The sequence below is a fragment of the Flavobacterium acetivorans genome (assembly GCF_020911885.1).
Taxonomy (GTDB): Bacteria; Bacteroidota; Bacteroidia; order Flavobacteriales; family Flavobacteriaceae; genus Flavobacterium; species Flavobacterium acetivorans.
Map to the genome: position 1 here is coordinate 554,273 of NZ_CP087132.1, position 17,622 is coordinate 571,894.

Consider the following 17,622-nt stretch of genomic DNA (forward strand, 5'->3'; position numbering starts at 1 on the left):
AAGGCCAAACAATTGCTCTAATTACTGAAAAAAATCAGTAAGCTGGTATATCGATAAAGTTGTCAAGAAAAGTTTTTGAGAAATACTGTGAAAGTATTCTTATGTTATCTATCTTATAGTTCTGAAATAAAATCAGAATAAAGTAGAATGTAGCACCTTCTTTAAAGATAAAGGGTTGCTAAGGTTTCATTGGGTCTTTCCCTCCGCCTTTCGTGATAACGATCAATAAATATAGGAACGGTGCAAAACTAAGAAATAGCGTTACTACTTGCAAGTAATAACGCTATATTTTTTAACTAGTTTGTCCTAAGTTGTTAAACTATGGCTTTAACGACTGCTTTTGGAGCTTCTTTACGAGTTCCGTCAAATCCATCAATACCACTTACGGTGGTATATTTCAATACATATTTTTTGCCCGGATTGATGATTTGATAGGCCGCCTGACACATTAACGTAGCTTCATGAAAACCACAAAGAATCAATTTTAGTTTTCCCGGATAGGTATTTACGTCACCAATGGCAAAAATTCCGGGAATATTAGTTTGGTAATCCAAAGCATTATTTACTTTAATCGCATTTTTCTCGATTTCCAATCCCCAGTCTCCAATAGGGCCTAACTTTGGTGTTAATCCAAAAAGAGGAATGAAATAATCCGTAGCGATAGTTCTTTGGGCTCCGTTTTCTTCGACAACTACAGATTCCAAATGCTCATCACCATTTAAGCCAACCACTTCCCCTGGAGTAATCATTTTTATTTTACCTGAATTTTTTAGCTCCTGCACTTTTTCGACTGAATCCAAGGCGCCGCGGAATTCATTTCTGCGGTGGATTAAAGTCACCTCGGATGCCACATTCGACAAGAAAATACTCCAATCCAGCGCAGAATCTCCACCACCGGCGATTACTACTCTCTTGTCTCTGAATTTTTCCGGGTTTTTGATAAAGTATTTTATCCCTTTATCCTCATAAAACTCAATGTCTTCAATAAGTGGCTTTCTTGGCTCGAAACTTCCCAAACCTCCGGCAATGGCAATAACCGGAGCGTGAAATCTTTTACCTTTATTTGAAGTCACAATAAAACTTCCGTCTTCTTGCTTCTCTATAGTTTCAGCACGTTCTCCAAGCGTAAATCCTGGTTCGAACTGCTTAATTTGTTCCATTAAATTATCGACTAAATCTCCCGCCAATACTTCTGGAAAACCAGGGATATCGTAGATAGGTTTCTTTGGATATAATTCCGAAAGTTGTCCGCCTGCTTGTGGTAAGGCGTCTAATATATGGCATTTTAATTTTAATAATCCTGCTTCAAAAACGGCAAATAAACCAGTTGGACCGGCTCCTATTATAAGGATATCTGTTTTAATCATTTTTTTATTCTTTATGTAATTATTCTAAATTATCTGATTACAAATTAACGACTGATTTTTACTTCATAAAATGACAATTATCATTCGTTAGTTTTGGCTGTATTATTCTTTATTTTTTAATGATTGAGTAATCTCATTCATTTTATTGACTTTATCTTCAAAATTCCCTTTCAATGTTTTGCGGTATTCGTTCAGATTCAATACCATTTGATTGATATCTTCCGGTATTATTTCTTCAAAAAACTCTCGTAATCTTTTGGCTGTTGTAGGTGATTTTCCGTTGGTCGAAATGGCAATTTTCACATTCCCTTTGGTTACAATTCCACCCAAATAATAATCGCATAAATCAGGCGTGTCGGCAATATTGCAAATCAAATGTCTTTTTCGGGACAAATCATAAATCCTTTTATTCACTTTTAAATCGTCGGTACAGGCAATTACCAGATGCCGTTTTTTCAACATTTTTTTCTTGAACTTCGCCTCAGTCAATATCACCGAAGGATGTTTTGCCACCAATTCTTCTAATTCCGGTAAAAACTTTGGTGCGACCACCTCAACATTGGCATTCGGGCTGGATTTTAGCAGGAAAGATAATTTTTCCAATCCTACATTTCCTCCGCCTACAATCAGTACATTAAGGTTGTGTAGTTTTAAAAATATTGGATACAATTCATTCCTTTCCATATGCCAACACCTTATGATTCGATTTTAATTCCTTATAAAAACCTACTCTTTTCTTATTATCTCCAACTACTTCCCCAATTACGATAATTGCCGGAGAACTTAAATTGTTCTCTGCCACCACTCTTTGGATCGTATTTATAGTTCCAATTCCGACTTTTTCCTCCGGAGTGGTTCCGTTTTGAATAATCGCAACAGGAATTTCTCCTTTCGATTCTTTTTGGAATAAAGCGACAATTTCCGCTAGTTTACTCATCCCCATCAAAATCACCACTGTTGCGGTAGATTGAGCCGCTAAAGCTACATCTGTTGACAATTTTCTGGCAGAAGTTGTTCCCGTGATTACCCAAAAACTCTCCGAAATTCCTCTTTTGGTCAACGAAATTCCCTGAGAAGCCGGAACCGCAATCGATGATGAAATTCCCGGCACTACAAATGTAGGGATTCCAAAACTTTCTACGAATTCTATTTCTTCACTTCCTCTTCCAAAAATGAAAGGATCTCCACCTTTCAAGCGAACTACATGACCGTAAGTAAGCGCATTATCTACAATCAATTGGTTGATTTCGTCTTGGGTATAAGCATGACAGCCTTTTCTTTTTCCGACAAATATTTTCAATGCTTTTTTAGGAGCATAAGACAATAGTTCGTCATTTGCCAAAGCATCATACAAAACCACCTTGGCTTCCGCCAATGCTTTTGCTCCTTTGATGGTAAGCAAATCCGAATCTCCCGGACCGGCACCTACTAAAGTAACTTGAGGTTCTATTTTATTTTTCATCTTTTAGGTCTTTGGCTCTGAATGCTTCTATCGTATCAAAAAAAGTGATTGCTTCTTGAATATACTTTTTGGCGAATTCCTCAGATGGTTCATTCTGATTAATTTGAAACACTAAATCTTTTAAGGTGGATTGCAATGGAATTTTATTGGTTTCTACAAAAACAGTATCAAACAAACTTATTATTCCTGCTTGATGGTTTGTTTTTTGGTTTTCCGAAAGCAATAAAGCTTTCGCGCCGTTTACAAAACCTGCATAAGCATGATAAATTGCATCTGACCATTTTTTGTCTTCGAAAGCTTCCTGTGCAAAAGTCAATTTATCTTTGGCTTCTAACAATAAAGTAGCCACCAAATCAATTACAACACCGGCACATTCTCCCACTCCAACCGCTTTTACGTAATTATCGGCATTTCCCCAATCTACAAAATCAGCTTCGGTAAGGTTGGTTACATCGGCTAAAGGTTTCAAAAATTCATAGAAATATTTCTCTCCTTTGGCATCGTAATAATCCAAAAAGGATTGTCCGTTTCCATTTTCTTCAAAATCATTTAAGATAAAACGCAAAGCATCTGGCCCTCTACGGCTTGGGATTTTGATCACTTTATCGGAAAATCTCCCTACTCCGTTTCCTAAATTTCCTCCGCCCAATAACACCTGAAGTGCCGGCGCAACCAATTTTCCGGCATTGATAGACATTCCCTGAAAACCAATTTCGGCCATATTGTGCTGCCCACAAGCATTCATACAACCACTAATTTTAATCGTAATTTCTTTATTATTGCTGTATTGCGGATATTCCGTTTGTAATACTCTTTCCAATTCCTCAGCAATTCCGGTGCTGCTTGCAATACCAAGATTACAGGTATCGGTTCCCGGACAAGCCGTGATATCTGCTGTGCTGTTGTATCCTAAAGCTACAAAATCCAATTTGGCCAATTCTTGATAGAAAAACTCCAGATTTTCCTCTTTTACATTTCGTATTAAAATATCTTGTCTTAGCGTAAAACGCAATTCATTCGCCGCATAATTTTTTATCAAATCAGCCAATGCTCTGGCTTTATCAGTATAAAAATCACCCAATAAAACTTTGATTCCAATCGCTACATAACCCACTTGCTTCTGTGGAATTACATTTGATTTTTTCCAAGCTTCGAAAGCTACTGTATCTTCGATTGTAACTTTTGGCGCCGTCAATAAAGGTTCTGGAATCGCCACTTCAAAAGCAGTCGTATCGATTTCAACCACTTGATGTGACAAGGCTAATTTTTCTTCTTCGACCAATTTTAAAAATTCGTCACGACCAATATCTTTAATCAAGAATTTCATACGCGCTTTCAATCTTTTGGCTCTTTCTCCAAAACGATCAAATATTCTTAAAACTCCTTCGGCTGTCGGGATAATTTGATTTACAGGAATAAATTCCGACAACAATTCGGCATGACTCGGCTGCGAACCTAATCCTCCACCTAACATCACTTTAAACCCTCTTTGACCATCAACAATTTTTGGAATAAAACCTAAATCGTGTAAATAACTCAGTGCCGTATCTTTATCCGAAGAAGAAAATGAGATTTTGAATTTTCTTCCCATTTCCTGACAAACCGGGTTTCTCAAGAAAAACTGGAACATGGCATGGGCATAAGGCGAAACATCAAAAGGTTCATCAACATCAATTCCCGCCGTTTCACTTGCTGTAATATTTCGTACGGTGTTACCGCAAGCTTCTCTCAAGGTAACATCGTCTTTCTCTAAATTAGCCCATAATTCCGGAGTTCTGTCCAAACTTACATAGTGAATCTGGATATCCTGACGCGTGGTAATGTGCAAACGCCCTGTAGAATATTCATCCGAAACTTTAGTGATACGATTTAATTGCTCGCTGGTCACTTTCCCGAAAGGCAATTTGATACGTATCATTTGCACGCCTTCTTGACGTTGACCGTACACTCCTCTTGCTAAACGAAGGCTACGAAAACGTTCGTCATCGATTTTTCCTTCTTTGAATAAACGAATTTTTTTCTCTAAATCGATGATGTCTTTTTCGACAATCGGATTTTCTATTTCGGTTCTAAAACTTTGCATCTGTAGTTAGGTTTTTGGCAAAAATTAGTTTTATTTTATAAAACCAACTCCTGCGGTTGTATTGGTTGCGGCATCGATCAAAATGAAAACTCCGTTAGATTTGTTGTCATTGTAGGCATCAAAATATAATGGCTTGCTTAATTTAATACTTACTTCTCCAATTTCGTTAATAGCTAATTGAGTGGCTGGCGTTGAACCGGAATAATCGGTTGCGATTACGTTTTTCACACTGTCAATTTTGGCCAAAACTCTGTTGGTGTTGTGCTGGATCAAATATTTTGTTCCCGGAACCAATTTTTTGCTGTCCATCCAACAAATCGTTGTCGTGATGTCTTTTTCGATTCTTGGAAGTTCATCCGATTTTACAATCATATCCCCACGAGTCACATTGATGTCATTCTCTAATTCGATCGTGATTGAAGAACCGGCAGCAGCTTCGTCAAATTGTCCATCAAAAAAATGAATGTTGCTAACTTTTGATTCCGTCAAAGATGGAAGAACCGTTACTGCATCTCCAACTTTAATATTGTTTCCGTATAATTTTCCGGCATATCCTCTAAAATCGTGGTATTCCTCGGTTTTTGGTCTGATAACCGTTTGAACCGGGAAACGTGCTTTTCCTGTTTCAAAAACATCTTCTGGCTCTAAAGCTTCTAAATGCTCCAAAACCGTTTGCCCTGTGTACCAAGGCATATTTTCTGACCTGTCAGCTACATTTCCTCCATTAATGGCGCTTAAAGGAATGTAACTTACCGTTTGTTCTTTGAATGCACTTTTACTGTTTAATTCTTGGAAATCGGCTTTGATTTTATTGAATACTTCTTCCGAATAATCAACCAAATCCATTTTATTGATAGCTACAATCACTTCTTTTACGCGCAATAAATTATTGATAAAAAAGTGACGATAGGTTTGCTCAATCACTCCTTTTCGAGCATCGATCAAAATAATTGAAACCTGTGAAGTTGAAGCTCCCGTAACCATGTTTCTGGTATATTCTACATGACCCGGCGTATCGGCAATAATGTAACTTTTCTTGGCTGTCGAAAAATAAATATGCGCCACATCAATCGTAATTCCTTGTTCTCTTTCTGCAACCAAACCATCCGTTGCTAATGAAAAATCTAGATAATCATATCCTTTTTGTTTGCTGCTTTTTTCTATCGCTTCTATTTTATCTGTTGTCAATGATTTTGTATCGTACAATAATCTCCCGATTAAAGTACTTTTTCCGTCATCTACGCTTCCTGCTGTTGCTATTTTTAAAACTTCCATCAGTTTCTATTATTTTAAATTATAAATTTTGAATTTTAAATGGTAATCGTTATTTGAATTTTAAATTATTGGTGTTTCATTCAACATTTAAAATTCAACATTTAAAATAATTTTAAAAGTACCCTTGTTGCTTTCTTTTCTCCATCGCGGCTTCCGAACGTTTGTCATCAATTCTGGCTCCTCTTTCGGAAATGGTAGACGATCTGATTTCGCCAACTACTTCCTGAATAGTTGCCGCATACGACTCTACTGCTGCAGTACAACTCATATCCCCGACGGTTCTGAAGCGAACAATTCGTTCTTCGATTTGTTCGTCTTCTTCTTGGTACACATAAGGAGAGTGTGACCAGATCAAACCGTCTCTCAAAAAAACTTTGCGTTTGTGTGAAAAATAAATAGATGGAATCTCGATTTGCTCTTGTTCGATATAACTCCAAACATCCAATTCGGTCCAGTTCGAAATCGGGAAAACACGAACATTTTGACCATTTTCAATTTTTCCGTTTAATAAATCAAACAATTCCGGACGTTGGTTTTTCTCGTCCCATTGACCAAAATCATCACGTACCGAAAAAATACGTTCTTTGGCTCTTGCTTTTTCTTCGTCACGACGCGCTCCACCAATACAAGCATCAAATTTGAATTCTTCGATTGCATCCAAAAGTGTCGTTGTTTGCAAGCTGTTTCTGCTCGAATATTTCCCTGATTCTTCTACTACCTTACCTTCATCAATAGCATCTTGCACATTACGAACGATTAATTCCAATCCTAATTCGGCTACCAATTTATCTCTAAATTCTATTGTTTCAGGAAAGTTATGCCCAGTGTCAACATGCAAAAGCGGGAAAGGAATCTTGGCAGGAAAAAAAGCTTTTTGTGCTAATCGAACCAATGTGATAGAATCTTTTCCTCCCGAGAAAAGCAAAACCGGCTTGTCAAACTGAGAAATCACTTCTCTAAATATGTATATCGCTTCGCTTTCTAAAGCATTTGTTTTTAATATCGTACTCATTATTATTTGGTAATTTGTTTATTTGTCTATTCGGTTAAACGACCAAACAGATAAACGATTAAACTTTTTATTTTTGGTGCAAACCGCACTCTTTATGACTCGACTCCCATGACCATCTTCCCGCTCTGATATCTTCTCCCGGAGCAATTACTCTGGTACAAGGTGCACATCCTATACTCACAAATCCTTGTTTGTGCAATGCATTTTGAGGCACATTGTTATCATCAATATATTTTTGAACTTCTTCTAATGTCCATTTCAACAAGGGGTTGAATTTTATGATATCAAAGTGAACATCATATTCAAACAAATCCAAATTGTTTCTGTTTTCCGATTGTTCGGCTCTTAAACCTGTAATCCAAATCGAATTTCCTTTTAAGGCTTTGGTCAATGGCGCCACTTTCCTGATAAAACAACATTCTTTTCTATTCTCCACCGATTCGTAAAAACTGTTTGGTCCTTTCTTGTTTAGCAATTCTTCGACCGCTGTAGCTTCCGGAAAATAGGTTTTAATATCTATTTTATACTTTTTCAATGTCTTATGAAAAACATCATAAGTCTCTTGAAACATTCGTCCCGTATCTAAAGTAAAAATGGTGATTGGCAACTCATTTTTCGCGATAAGCGCCGTAATCACTTGGTCTTCTTGCCCGAAAGAAGTTGAAAAAACCACTTTATCCTTGTACTCATTAGCTAAAAATTCTAAAGTTTCCTCGATCGAAAATCCTTTTGTTTTCTTTAATAAGGTATTTGTTATTGCTGTACTCATTATAATAATTTAGACAATGTTTTTAAACTCAAAATAATAATTAAAACGCCCACCAAAATCATCATCGGCTGTCTTTTGATTTTATTCACTAATATAGCGGCAATTGGAGCGGCAATCACGCCACCCAAAATCAATCCGATAATTACCTGCCAACCTTGGATTCCTCCAAAAAGCATGAAAGTGATTCCGCTGGCAAAAGAAACTGCAAACTCCGCAGCATTGACAGAACCGATTGTATACCTCGGATTTCTGCCACGCCCTAGAAGAGTAGAAGTTACAATTGGACCCCAGCCGCCACCGCCAACCGAATCCATAAAACCACCAAAAGAAGCCAAAACACCTAATTTCTTGGTTTTCTTTTTGATGATGTTCTTCTTCATGGCTTTTCTAATGATAATACAAGCTAACGCAATCATATATACTGCAATAAACGGCTTAACAACCTCGCCATCAATCACATTAGATAACAAATAAGCTCCTGTTATTGACCCTAAAACACCCGGTATAAGCAAGTGTCTAACTAATTTTTTATTGATGTTTCCAAATTTATGATGTGAAATAGCAGACACCCCTGTAGTAAACATTTCTGCGACGTGTACTCCGGTGCTACTAACAACCGGAGGGACTCCATAAGCCAATAAAAAAGAGGTAGAAGTAGCGCCGTAACCCATTCCTAAAGTCCCATCAACTAGTTGAGCAAAAACTCCTATACAGAAAAATATTAAAAACTCCTGATTAAAACCTCCTACAAAACCATCCCAAGAAAACTCAGCATAATGGTTGTATACTAATGTCGAAAATAATCCAACCAACAAAACAATTGGAATTATAACCCACAAACGCTGCGCGAAAGTAACTTCTTGTTTTACCGTTATACTATCTCCATTTAATTCTGAATTCATCCTAAAGTATTTTTTAAATAAAATCTATTACCCTATCGGGTTTGTAGATTAAAAAGCAAAAGTACTGTTTTTTATTAAATTACAAACTTTTTTTTAAAAAAAATTATGGATTAAAAAGCGATATCAGCCAGGGTATTATTTTCTAATATCATCAGGGTATTGTCTCTTACTTCGGTCATTAGCCTTCTAACAGCACAAGTAGCTTCATCGGTACAATCTTCACATTTTTCGTAAAAATTATGACTAGCACAAGGCAATAGCGCTATAGGGCCTTCCAGAATTCGGTAGACATGAGCCATATTAATGTCTTTGGGTTCTTTGATCAGGTAATAACCGCCCCCCTTTCCTTTTTTGGCACCCAAAAAACCCGAATGGCGCAATAACAACAAAATGCTTTCTAAAAATTTAATCGAAATGTTTTCACTTTTTGCAATTTCAGCAATTTGAACTGGCGTTTGATCTTTCTGGCGTGCCAAAAAAGTCAAAGCTTTTATTCCGTATTTCGTTTTTTTAGAAAGCATTTATGGAGATTTTTGATTGTTGAATGAGTATTAACATTTTAGATCTTTAAAAAATCATTAGTTTATTTTTAAATTTCATAAATTTTAGTACCAACACCAAATCTACAATCTAAAATCGTTAATCACAAATCTACGATCTTAATGCCTGCTCTAAATCGGCAATTACATCTTTTACCGTTTCCAAACCTACAGAAACTCGTACCAAACCATCGGTGATACTTACCGCCAAACGCTCTTCGACAGATAATTTACTGTGTGTTGTTGATGCCGGATGTGTAACTATTGTACGGGTATCTCCTAAATTTGGTGACAATGAACATAATTTTATTTTATCCAGAAAGGCTCTCCCTGCTTCAATTCCTCCTTTGATTTCAAATGCAACGATGTTACCACCCAATTTCATTTGCTTTTTTGCAATTTCATATTGGGGATGTGATTTCAAGAAAGGATACTTAACGGTATTTACATTAGGATGACTTTCCAAAAATTCAGCTACTTTCATCGCATTTTCACAATGTCTGTCTACTCGAATAGCTAAAGTCTCTAAACTTTTAGACAATACCCAAGCATTAAAAGGCGACAAAGAAGGACCTGTAAGTCGAGAAAAAAGATAAATATCTTTTATCAAATCCGCTTTTCCAACAGTTACCCCTCCTAAAACTCTTCCTTGCCCATCCATTAATTTAGTCGCGGAATGTACCACCAAATGCGCTCCCCATTTTATCGGCTGTTGAATATATGGTGTTGCAAAACAATTGTCGATAATCAAAATCAAATTATGCTTTTTCGCAATAGCTCCTAACAGTTCTAAATCTATAATATCAACCGCTGGGTTCGTAGGCGATTCGGCAAAAAGAATCTTCGTATTTGGCTTGATAAAACTCTCGATGGTTTCTGGTTTAGTAAGATCAAAATACGATGTTTCGATATTCCACTTCGGAAAATAGTTTACAAACAAGGAATGAGTTGCTCCAAAAACACTACTGGCAGAAACAATATGATCACCAGATTTCAGCAAGGCAGCAAAAGTAGAATACACCGCTGCCATTCCAGATGCAAATGCAAAACCAGCCTCAGCACCTTCCATTTTACAAACTTTATCTACAAATTCGTTGTTATTTGGATTGCTGTATCGGCTATAAATATTTCTATCTTTCTCTTCCGCAAAAGAGGCACGCATGTCTTCGGCATCTTCAAACACAAAGCTTGAAGACAAAAACAAAGGCACGGAATGCTCTAAATATTGGGTTCTTTCTAATTGGCTGCGTATAGCGTGGGTTTCAAACCCAAATTCTTGTTCGTTCATTTTTTCTTTTCTTTTACAGATGGCTATTAACCAAGTGCTATATTATTCAAAACTACTTTATAATGTATTGTGGCTGTTGGTTCTAATGTTTTAGAAACGGAACAGTATTTCTCAAAAGAAAGTTGGGCCGCGCGCGCCGCTTTTTCAGGATTAATTTCACCTTCTAAGAAGAAAACCACGTTAATATCTTTGAATGGCTTAGCCTCTCCTACTTGCACTCTTTCGCCTTCGACCTCAGCTTTAAAAGAAGTAATTTCCTGACGTTGTTTTTTTAGAATCGAAATCATATCAATCGCGCTGCATCCCGCAACTCCCATCAATACCAATTCCATTGGGCTTGGTCCTTGATCATTGCCTCCAAATTCCGGTCGGCTATCAACATTTACTAAATGTCCACGTTCGTTTTTTAATTCGAAATGGAAGTTGTCATTTACTCTGTTTAATGTTATTTTCATATTTATCCCCTCCCCCCCCCTCCCCGAAGGGAAGGGAGCCAAGACTGGAGGTAAGTCCCTTTTTTAATTAATTTTAATAAAAGTCCTATATTATTCCCCCTTCGGGGGCAAGGGGGATTTATCCCTTATCTGACAATCTCAAAATATCTCCAAAAACTCCTCTGGCCGTTACTGCTGATCCGGCTCCGGCACCTTGAATCACAATTGGTCGATCACCGTATGATTCCGTATAAATTTCGAAGAAAGAATCCGATCCTTTCAATCCTCCCAAAGCGGTATCCGAAGGTACGGAAACTAATTTTACTTCGAGTATTCCCTTATCATGTTGTAAATCTCCTGACAACTCGCCAATGTATCTCAAAACATGGTTGGGTTCTTGCTCGCTCTTTATTTTATCATAAATAGGATCAAATTCTTTCAATTTATTTAAAAAATCAGAAACATTTCCTTCGCGTAAATGTTCTGGAATCAAATTCTGAATTTCAATTTCTTCAAATTCATTTTGCAAATCCAATTCTCTTGCCAAAATCAATAATTTTCTACCCACATCATTCCCACATAAATCTTCTCTTGGATCTGGTTCGGTGTATCCGTTATCAATTGCCTCTTTCAATATTTCGCTGAATGGAACATCCTTGGCAGAAAAATTATTGAATAAATAACTCAAAGTTCCTGAAAACACGCCTTTGATTTTAGTGATGTTTTCGCCCGAAAGATGCAATAATTTTATCGTATCAATTAATGGTAATCCGGCGCCCACATTGGTTTCATACAAATAATTTTTCTGATTGTCAGCCAAGGCTTTTCTTAGTTCTTTATAAAAACCGTAACTCAAGGTATTGGCCACTTTATTCGAAGAAATCAAGTCAAAACTACTTTCTACCAATGGAATATAATTTTCGACAAATGCGGCACTGGCCGTATTATCTATTGCAATTAAATTCTCTAAATGGTGCTCATTTGCATAAGCGATCACATCATCAATTGAATACGAAAAGCCGTTAGTTTGTATTTCATTTTTCCAATTTGGAGACACTCCATTTTTATTCAAAAGGATATTCTTAGAATTGGCAATTGCAAAAACATTCAATTTAATTCCTTTTCTTTTCTCAATCGTTTCGGCAGACTCTAATATTTGATTAATTAGGGTTCCTCCCACTAAACCATGACCAAAAACAGCAATATTGATTTTCTTTGAAACCCCAAAAATTTCCCCGTGAATAACGTTCAACGCTTTGTTCAATTGGTGTTTGTAAACCACCAAACTCACATTCTTGCCCGTTACCGTATTATTGAAAAGTATTGGAACAATTTTATTTTTTATCAAGGCGGTGTAAGGCTTGTGAAACGTACTCAAATCTTGTCCAATAATTGAAATTACCGAAACATTATCAGTTACCGTAATTTTATTGACATCCTTCGAATAAAAATCATTTTCAAATTCTTTTTCGAGCTCAATCATCGCCTTTGTTGCTTTATCAGCGGCAACCACTAACCCAATTCCTCTTTCAGATGATCCTTGTGATATGATACTTACGCTAATATCATTATCTCCCATGACTCTGAAAATTCGGGCATCGACTCCTGTTTTCCCTAACAATCCGCGTCCTTCTAGATTTACCAAAGCCACATTCTCTAGTACCGAAAGTGTTTTGATTCCTTCTTTATTAGAATTAGAGGTGATTAGCGTTCCTTTATTTTCGTGATTGAAAGTGTTCAAAATACGAAGTGGAATGTTCTTTTCCAATAAAGGAATAATCGTTTTGGCATGTAATATTGTCGCACCAAAATTAGCCAACTCATTGGCTTCGTTAAAAGTCAGATGATCAATTTTCTTGGCATCCAAAACCAAATCCGGATTAGCAGTGTAAATTCCATCCACATGGGTATAATTCTGAAGTTCTTCGGCATCCAAATAATTAGCCAGCAACGAAGCGGTGTAATTACTGCCATTTCTCCCTAAAGTCGTCGTATCATTGTTGTTATTTGAACCAATAAAACCGGTAACAATATTTACTGTTGTCCCATTGTTTTCCTTAAAGTGTTGGATCACATTTTTCTTCGAAAGTTGTTCTAAAGGTTGCGCATCACCAAATTTAGAATCTGTTTTCAGTAAAACTCTAGAATCTGTAAAATGAGCCTTTACACCCTGTGAAACTAAGATTGCGGTCAATAATTTTGCCGAAATCAATTCGCCCTTAGAAAGAACCTGATCTTTTATTTTAGTGCTATAATCTCCAATCAGGCTAATTCCCTCAAAAAGTTTTTCCAATACTTGAAATTCTTCTGACAAATCAACTTCTGGATAATCTCCGTTTTGGTATTTTTTAAAATCTTCAAATAATGCTTTATAATCTCCATTTTTAGAAGCCAATTTTAGAATCTCTTCTAATTCGTCAGTTGCATTTCCGCGAGCTGATACAACCACAGCAATTTGTTCTCCTTGATTTACTTTGTCAACAATAATTGAAACAACTTTACTTATTCCTTCACCGTTCGATAGTGATTTTCCTCCAAATTTTAATATTTTCATTTTATTCTATTTTATTATTGCCATTAAAAAATATCGGCAAGTAAATTATTTAATTGTTCGTATTCAATCAAAAAGGCGTCGTGCCCGTGTACTGATTTAATTTCCTGATAAGAAACTTCTAGATTAAGTTTCTTTAATTGCTGATAGGTTTCTTTATTTTCTTTTGCTGTAAAAAACAAATCTGAATCAATCCCTATAATGTGAACGGAAGCTTCGATTCTGGAAGCCAAAATCTCAAATGAAGCTGTTCCTCTGCTAACATCAATTGTTTTAAGCAATTGGTTCATCATTTTATAAGATGACAGCTGAAATCTTTTTTGTAGTTTTTCTCCATGATGAAGCAGCCAGCTTTCGACATTAAAAATGGCTAATTCTTCGTTTTTGGTTCTTTGAAATTTTTCTTTGAAAGATTCAGGCGTGCGGTAACACAACATGGCGTGTGTTCTGGCGTCCTCGATAGGTTTACTGGAATTATTTAATATTTGTTCTTGTAAAAAACAATTGGCAATCAACCAGTCAGTCGATTTCCAATCGGTCGCAATAGGAATCAAATGCTTGGTGATTTTTGGTTCCAAAGCGACCATTTCCCAAGCAATTCCGCCACCAACTGAACCGCCAATTAAAGCATACAATTGATCAATTTTTAAAAACTGAAGCCCTTGAATAAACAATCTAGCGATGTCTCTGGCCTTAAAATCCAAATAATTATCTATAATAGTTTCATCATAACCATTGCCCGGTATGTTAAAAGCAATTATGGTGTATTTATTGGTGTCTATGGTTTTATTGTCCCCAATTAAATCATTCCACCAGCCATCTATTCCTACAACGCTGGAATTTCCGGTTAAGGCGTGGTTGACCAAAACGATTGGGGCAGTATTTAACGTTGGTCCAAAAACCTCAAAAGTTAAGTTTATGGCAGGATAAAGAACGCCACTTTCGGTGGTGAAATTTTTTATGGTAACAGGATTGAGTTTATTTTCCAATTTCAAATCTTTTAAAATTTTGATTTGTCTGGAAATATTAGAAAGAAAAAGCTAGAAATAAACTAGAAGAATTCTTGTTGTTATCTTTCCACTTGAGTGTGGTAGAATGCAGCACCTTCTTCGATTTCTCGAAGGGTTGCTAAGGCTTCATTGGGTCTAATCCCTCTGCCTTTCTTTATAACATTTCAGTACGTTTGTGAACTTATTGGCGCAAATTAACTACATTTTTTGTTAATATGCAAACATTAATGCTTTAGATTTTATTCTTAAAATAGTACAAACACAAAAACGCAAGACAATACTGAACATTGCTATCCAGAAATTACTTGCGGTTAAGTTCCTATCAAAAAAAGGGAAAGCCCGTTATATGAAAAGGGTATCATTCTCTTTTGAATACATTAAGACTTGTAATAAATTAGACTGTTTTTTAAAGCCATTTTCATCCGTTGGGTCCATTCCAACTCTTGAATTAACTAAGTCGTTATTTGATAAATTAATTTTATTTCTATTTGGCCATAAATTCCTGAAGAAATTAAATCTTTTTCTAAATGTGTTTGTTGTGCTCATTTTGTTTGTTATTTTAGATTCTTATTTTATTTTAGTGTTTGTTGTTTTTCTTTATTCCTGATGACTAGTTAACGATTATAAAAAAACCCTTTTGGACAAAATACCAAAAGGGTTAAAGTAATATCTACTCCTAACTTTTGGAAATCAGCATCCTTTTGCAAAAAACTTTGCAGACAGCGATTTACTATTTTTAATGACGTAATTATTCATCTTGTATTTTATCAAAATTTATTCAAATTAAAAAGCCTCCCAATTTATTTACTATTGGGAGGCTTTTGCTATATGGTGTGTAAATTAAATGTAGTTACAACCCGGCAGATTCCTCCGAAATATTTTTAACCTTTTTGCAAATCTTAAAATTCATTTTTTGTTTTTCTTGATGTAACAAATATGGTTATTTTTTCTTTATTTTCCAAATGATTTAAGGCATTTTAACGTTCTTTTATTAGAAAAAATACTTTTTACTCATCTAATTAACAGACCCATAACAAATGCTTAACATCTAGACCAATAAATACCAAATTGACCGTTTAACTTCAAGTCTTATTTCTCAAGAAATAGATCCTTTCTTCAATTATACAGAATCGATTCGGCTTTTACTACAAACTCTCAAAAACAGCTTTCAAATCTGCTTTTAAATCCTCGATATCTTCCAAACCTACTGAAAGGCGAATCAAATCATGACTAACGCCAGAAGCAACTTGCTGCTCTGCTGATAATTGTTGGTGGGTTGTACTGGCAGGGTGGATGATTAAAGACTTTGTATCTCCAATATTAGCTAACAGAGAAAACAACTTGGTTTCATCGGCCACTTTCTTAGCAGCTTCAAAACCGCCTTTTAAACCAAATGTTAATAAGCCATTTTGTCCTTTTGGTAAATACGCTTTTGCCAAATCATGATATTTACTTGACTTTAATCCCGGATAATTTACCCAAGCCACCGCTTCTTGATTTTCTAACCATTGTGCCAAAGCCAAGCCGTTTTCGCTGTGTTTATGAACACGAAGCGGCAAAGTCTCTAAACCTTGGATAATTTGAAATGCATTAAAAGGACTCAAAGCCGCTCCATAATCGCGTAAACCTTCGATTCTCACTCTGGCGATAAAGGCTGCAGCTCCTAAAGCTTCATGATAAACCAAACCATGATAACCCGCATTAGGCTCGGTAAATTCAGGAAAACGACCACTGCTCCAATCAAAAGTTCCTGCATCTATAATAGCTCCTCCTAATGAAGTTCCGTTTCCGGCGATATATTTTGTCAAAGAGTGAATCACAATATTAGCACCATGTTCAATCGGATTTAATAAATAAGGCGATGCAACAGTGTTATCTACAATAAAAGGTACTTTCGATGCTTTCGCCTCTTTAGAAATCGCTTTCAAATCCAAAACATCTAACTTAGGATTTCCTAAAGATTCCGCAAAAAACACCTTTGTGTTTTCTTGGGCTGCCTTAGTAAAATTTGCAGGGTCTGAAGGATCTACAAAAGTGGTTGTGATCCCAAGTCGAGGTAAAGTAACGCTTAGCAAATTGTACGTTCCACCATACAAGCTATTAGAGGCTACAATATGGTCTCCCGTCTTAAGCAAAACAAGCAAAGCCGTTGTGATAGCCGCTGTTCCTGATGCAGTAACCACGGCTCCAATTCCTCCTTCTAAAGCTGCCAGTCGCTGCTCCAGAATATCATTGGTTGGATTATTTAATCTGGTATAAATATAACCTGCCTCAGCTAGGCCAAATAAATTAGCTGCGTGCTCTGAATTATTAAATACATAAGAAGATGTCTGATATATAGGTACTGCCCTAGTTCCTGCGTGTTGTGTAACATCATGCCCTGCATGTAAAGCTTTGGTTGCAAAATTTTGTGTGCTCATTGTTTTATAGTGTTATTTAGTTAATAGTTCATTCTGTAAAATGTGAATTTTGAATTTGGACTAAAAAAAAACCTCCCAATAAATCGGGAGGCTTTGCTGAATCTTAATTATTTTAGTTTAAGCAATAGGGTACCCGCAGGAATTTTCCTGAAACATATTGACCATCATGCACTTTGTAAACTTCATCTTTTATATTTGAAATCCAAAATTGCAAACTAAATTTTAAATAAACAAACAATTATAGGCCAATTAACATTTTTTAACTTATTTGTTGTTTTTAACTTTACACCGATTGAATTTACAATCTGAATATTTTAATTTAAAAAATAGTGAAGTTTAATTTGCAATTCAAAATGGTTTCATACATTTGCACCCGAATACAAGAGGAAAAATTTGAACTGATTGCAACCTCTTCATAATGAAACAAATTCGTTATGAATACTGAACATTTTTCAGTAGAAAAAATGCTAAAGCAGAAACTCTTCTTTAGCATTTTTTAGCAACTTTTTT

General features: G+C 36.0%; 15 protein-coding genes and 2 riboswitches. All 15 genes read right to left on the minus strand.

All coding sequences use genetic code 11. The annotated features are described in order from the left end of the window. Window positions 1-107: 107 nt before the first annotated feature. Window positions 108-222, minus strand: a riboswitch (SAM riboswitch). A 92-nt stretch (window positions 223-314) separates the two neighbouring features. The 15 genes from LNP19_RS02495 to LNP19_RS02565 all read right to left on the minus strand — a co-directional run bounded on the left by LNP19_RS02495 (window position 315) and on the right by LNP19_RS02565 (window position 17,112). Then, on the minus strand, window positions 315-1,367 hold the full coding sequence (locus tag LNP19_RS02495; RefSeq protein ID WP_230063214.1) for an NAD(P)/FAD-dependent oxidoreductase: 1,053 nt from the start codon (window positions 1,365-1,367) through the stop codon (window positions 315-317). Window positions 1,368-1,469: 102 nt separating this feature from the next. Continuing rightward, window positions 1,470-2,051 (minus strand): precorrin-2 dehydrogenase/sirohydrochlorin ferrochelatase family protein, encoded by a 582-nt coding sequence (locus LNP19_RS02500; RefSeq protein WP_230063216.1) that lies wholly within the window; start codon window positions 2,049-2,051, stop codon window positions 1,470-1,472. Continuing rightward, complete coding sequence (gene cobA / locus LNP19_RS02505; protein ID WP_230063218.1) at window positions 2,038-2,829, minus strand: uroporphyrinogen-III C-methyltransferase; 792 nt, start codon at window positions 2,827-2,829, stop codon at window positions 2,038-2,040. Before cobA ends, LNP19_RS02500 begins: the two co-directional genes overlap by 14 nt. After that, a complete protein-coding gene (locus LNP19_RS02510; RefSeq protein ID WP_230063225.1) occupies window positions 2,819-4,912 on the minus strand; it encodes a HEPN domain-containing protein in 2,094 nt (697 codons plus the stop codon). The genes cobA and LNP19_RS02510 overlap by 11 nt, the downstream gene beginning before the upstream one ends. Window positions 4,913-4,942: 30 nt before the next feature. Beyond that, the gene (locus LNP19_RS02515; protein ID WP_230063226.1) at window positions 4,943-6,187 is read right to left on the minus strand and encodes a sulfate adenylyltransferase subunit 1; all 1,245 of its coding nucleotides are present in this window, start codon (window positions 6,185-6,187) and stop codon (window positions 4,943-4,945) included. A 112-nt stretch (window positions 6,188-6,299) separates the two neighbouring features. Continuing rightward, window positions 6,300-7,199 carry a sulfate adenylyltransferase subunit CysD gene (gene cysD / locus LNP19_RS02520; protein WP_230063227.1) on the minus strand — a complete coding sequence of 300 codons (900 nt, stop codon included), beginning with the start codon at window positions 7,197-7,199 and terminating at the stop codon, window positions 6,300-6,302. 67 nt (window positions 7,200-7,266) lie between these two features. Continuing rightward, window positions 7,267-7,968: a phosphoadenylyl-sulfate reductase gene (locus tag LNP19_RS02525; RefSeq protein ID WP_230063228.1), complete on the minus strand. Its 702-nt coding sequence runs from the start codon at window positions 7,966-7,968 to the stop codon at window positions 7,267-7,269. Next, entirely contained in the window at window positions 7,968-8,870 is a 903-nt protein-coding gene (locus LNP19_RS02530) for a sulfite exporter TauE/SafE family protein (protein ID WP_230063229.1), read from the minus strand. Before LNP19_RS02530 ends, LNP19_RS02525 begins: the two co-directional genes overlap by 1 nt. A 110-nt stretch (window positions 8,871-8,980) precedes the next feature. Further along, window positions 8,981-9,391: an RrF2 family transcriptional regulator gene (locus LNP19_RS02535; protein WP_230063230.1), complete on the minus strand. Its 411-nt coding sequence runs from the start codon at window positions 9,389-9,391 to the stop codon at window positions 8,981-8,983. 130 nt (window positions 9,392-9,521) lie between these two features. Continuing rightward, a complete protein-coding gene (locus tag LNP19_RS02540; RefSeq protein ID WP_230063231.1) occupies window positions 9,522-10,697 on the minus strand; it encodes a trans-sulfuration enzyme family protein in 1,176 nt (391 codons plus the stop codon). Window positions 10,698-10,723: 26 nt separating this feature from the next. After that, window positions 10,724-11,152 carry an OsmC family protein gene (locus tag LNP19_RS02545; RefSeq protein WP_230063232.1) on the minus strand — a complete coding sequence of 143 codons (429 nt, stop codon included), beginning with the start codon at window positions 11,150-11,152 and terminating at the stop codon, window positions 10,724-10,726. 118 nt (window positions 11,153-11,270) lie between these two features. After that, the gene (gene thrA, locus LNP19_RS02550; RefSeq protein ID WP_230063233.1) at window positions 11,271-13,685 is read right to left on the minus strand and encodes a bifunctional aspartate kinase/homoserine dehydrogenase I; all 2,415 of its coding nucleotides are present in this window, start codon (window positions 13,683-13,685) and stop codon (window positions 11,271-11,273) included. Window positions 13,686-13,708: 23 nt separating this feature from the next. Then, window positions 13,709-14,671, minus strand: coding sequence for an alpha/beta fold hydrolase (locus LNP19_RS02555; RefSeq protein ID WP_230063234.1), 963 nt, complete (start codon window positions 14,669-14,671; stop codon window positions 13,709-13,711). A 77-nt stretch (window positions 14,672-14,748) separates the two neighbouring features. Further along, window positions 14,749-14,855, minus strand: a riboswitch (SAM riboswitch). Between the two features lie 179 nt (window positions 14,856-15,034). Beyond that, window positions 15,035-15,238 carry a hypothetical protein gene (locus tag LNP19_RS02560; protein WP_230063235.1) on the minus strand — a complete coding sequence of 68 codons (204 nt, stop codon included), beginning with the start codon at window positions 15,236-15,238 and terminating at the stop codon, window positions 15,035-15,037. 599 nt (window positions 15,239-15,837) lie between these two features. Continuing rightward, on the minus strand, window positions 15,838-17,112 hold the full coding sequence (locus LNP19_RS02565) for an O-acetylhomoserine aminocarboxypropyltransferase/cysteine synthase family protein (RefSeq protein WP_230063236.1): 1,275 nt from the start codon (window positions 17,110-17,112) through the stop codon (window positions 15,838-15,840). Between the last annotated feature and the right edge of the window lie 510 nt (window positions 17,113-17,622).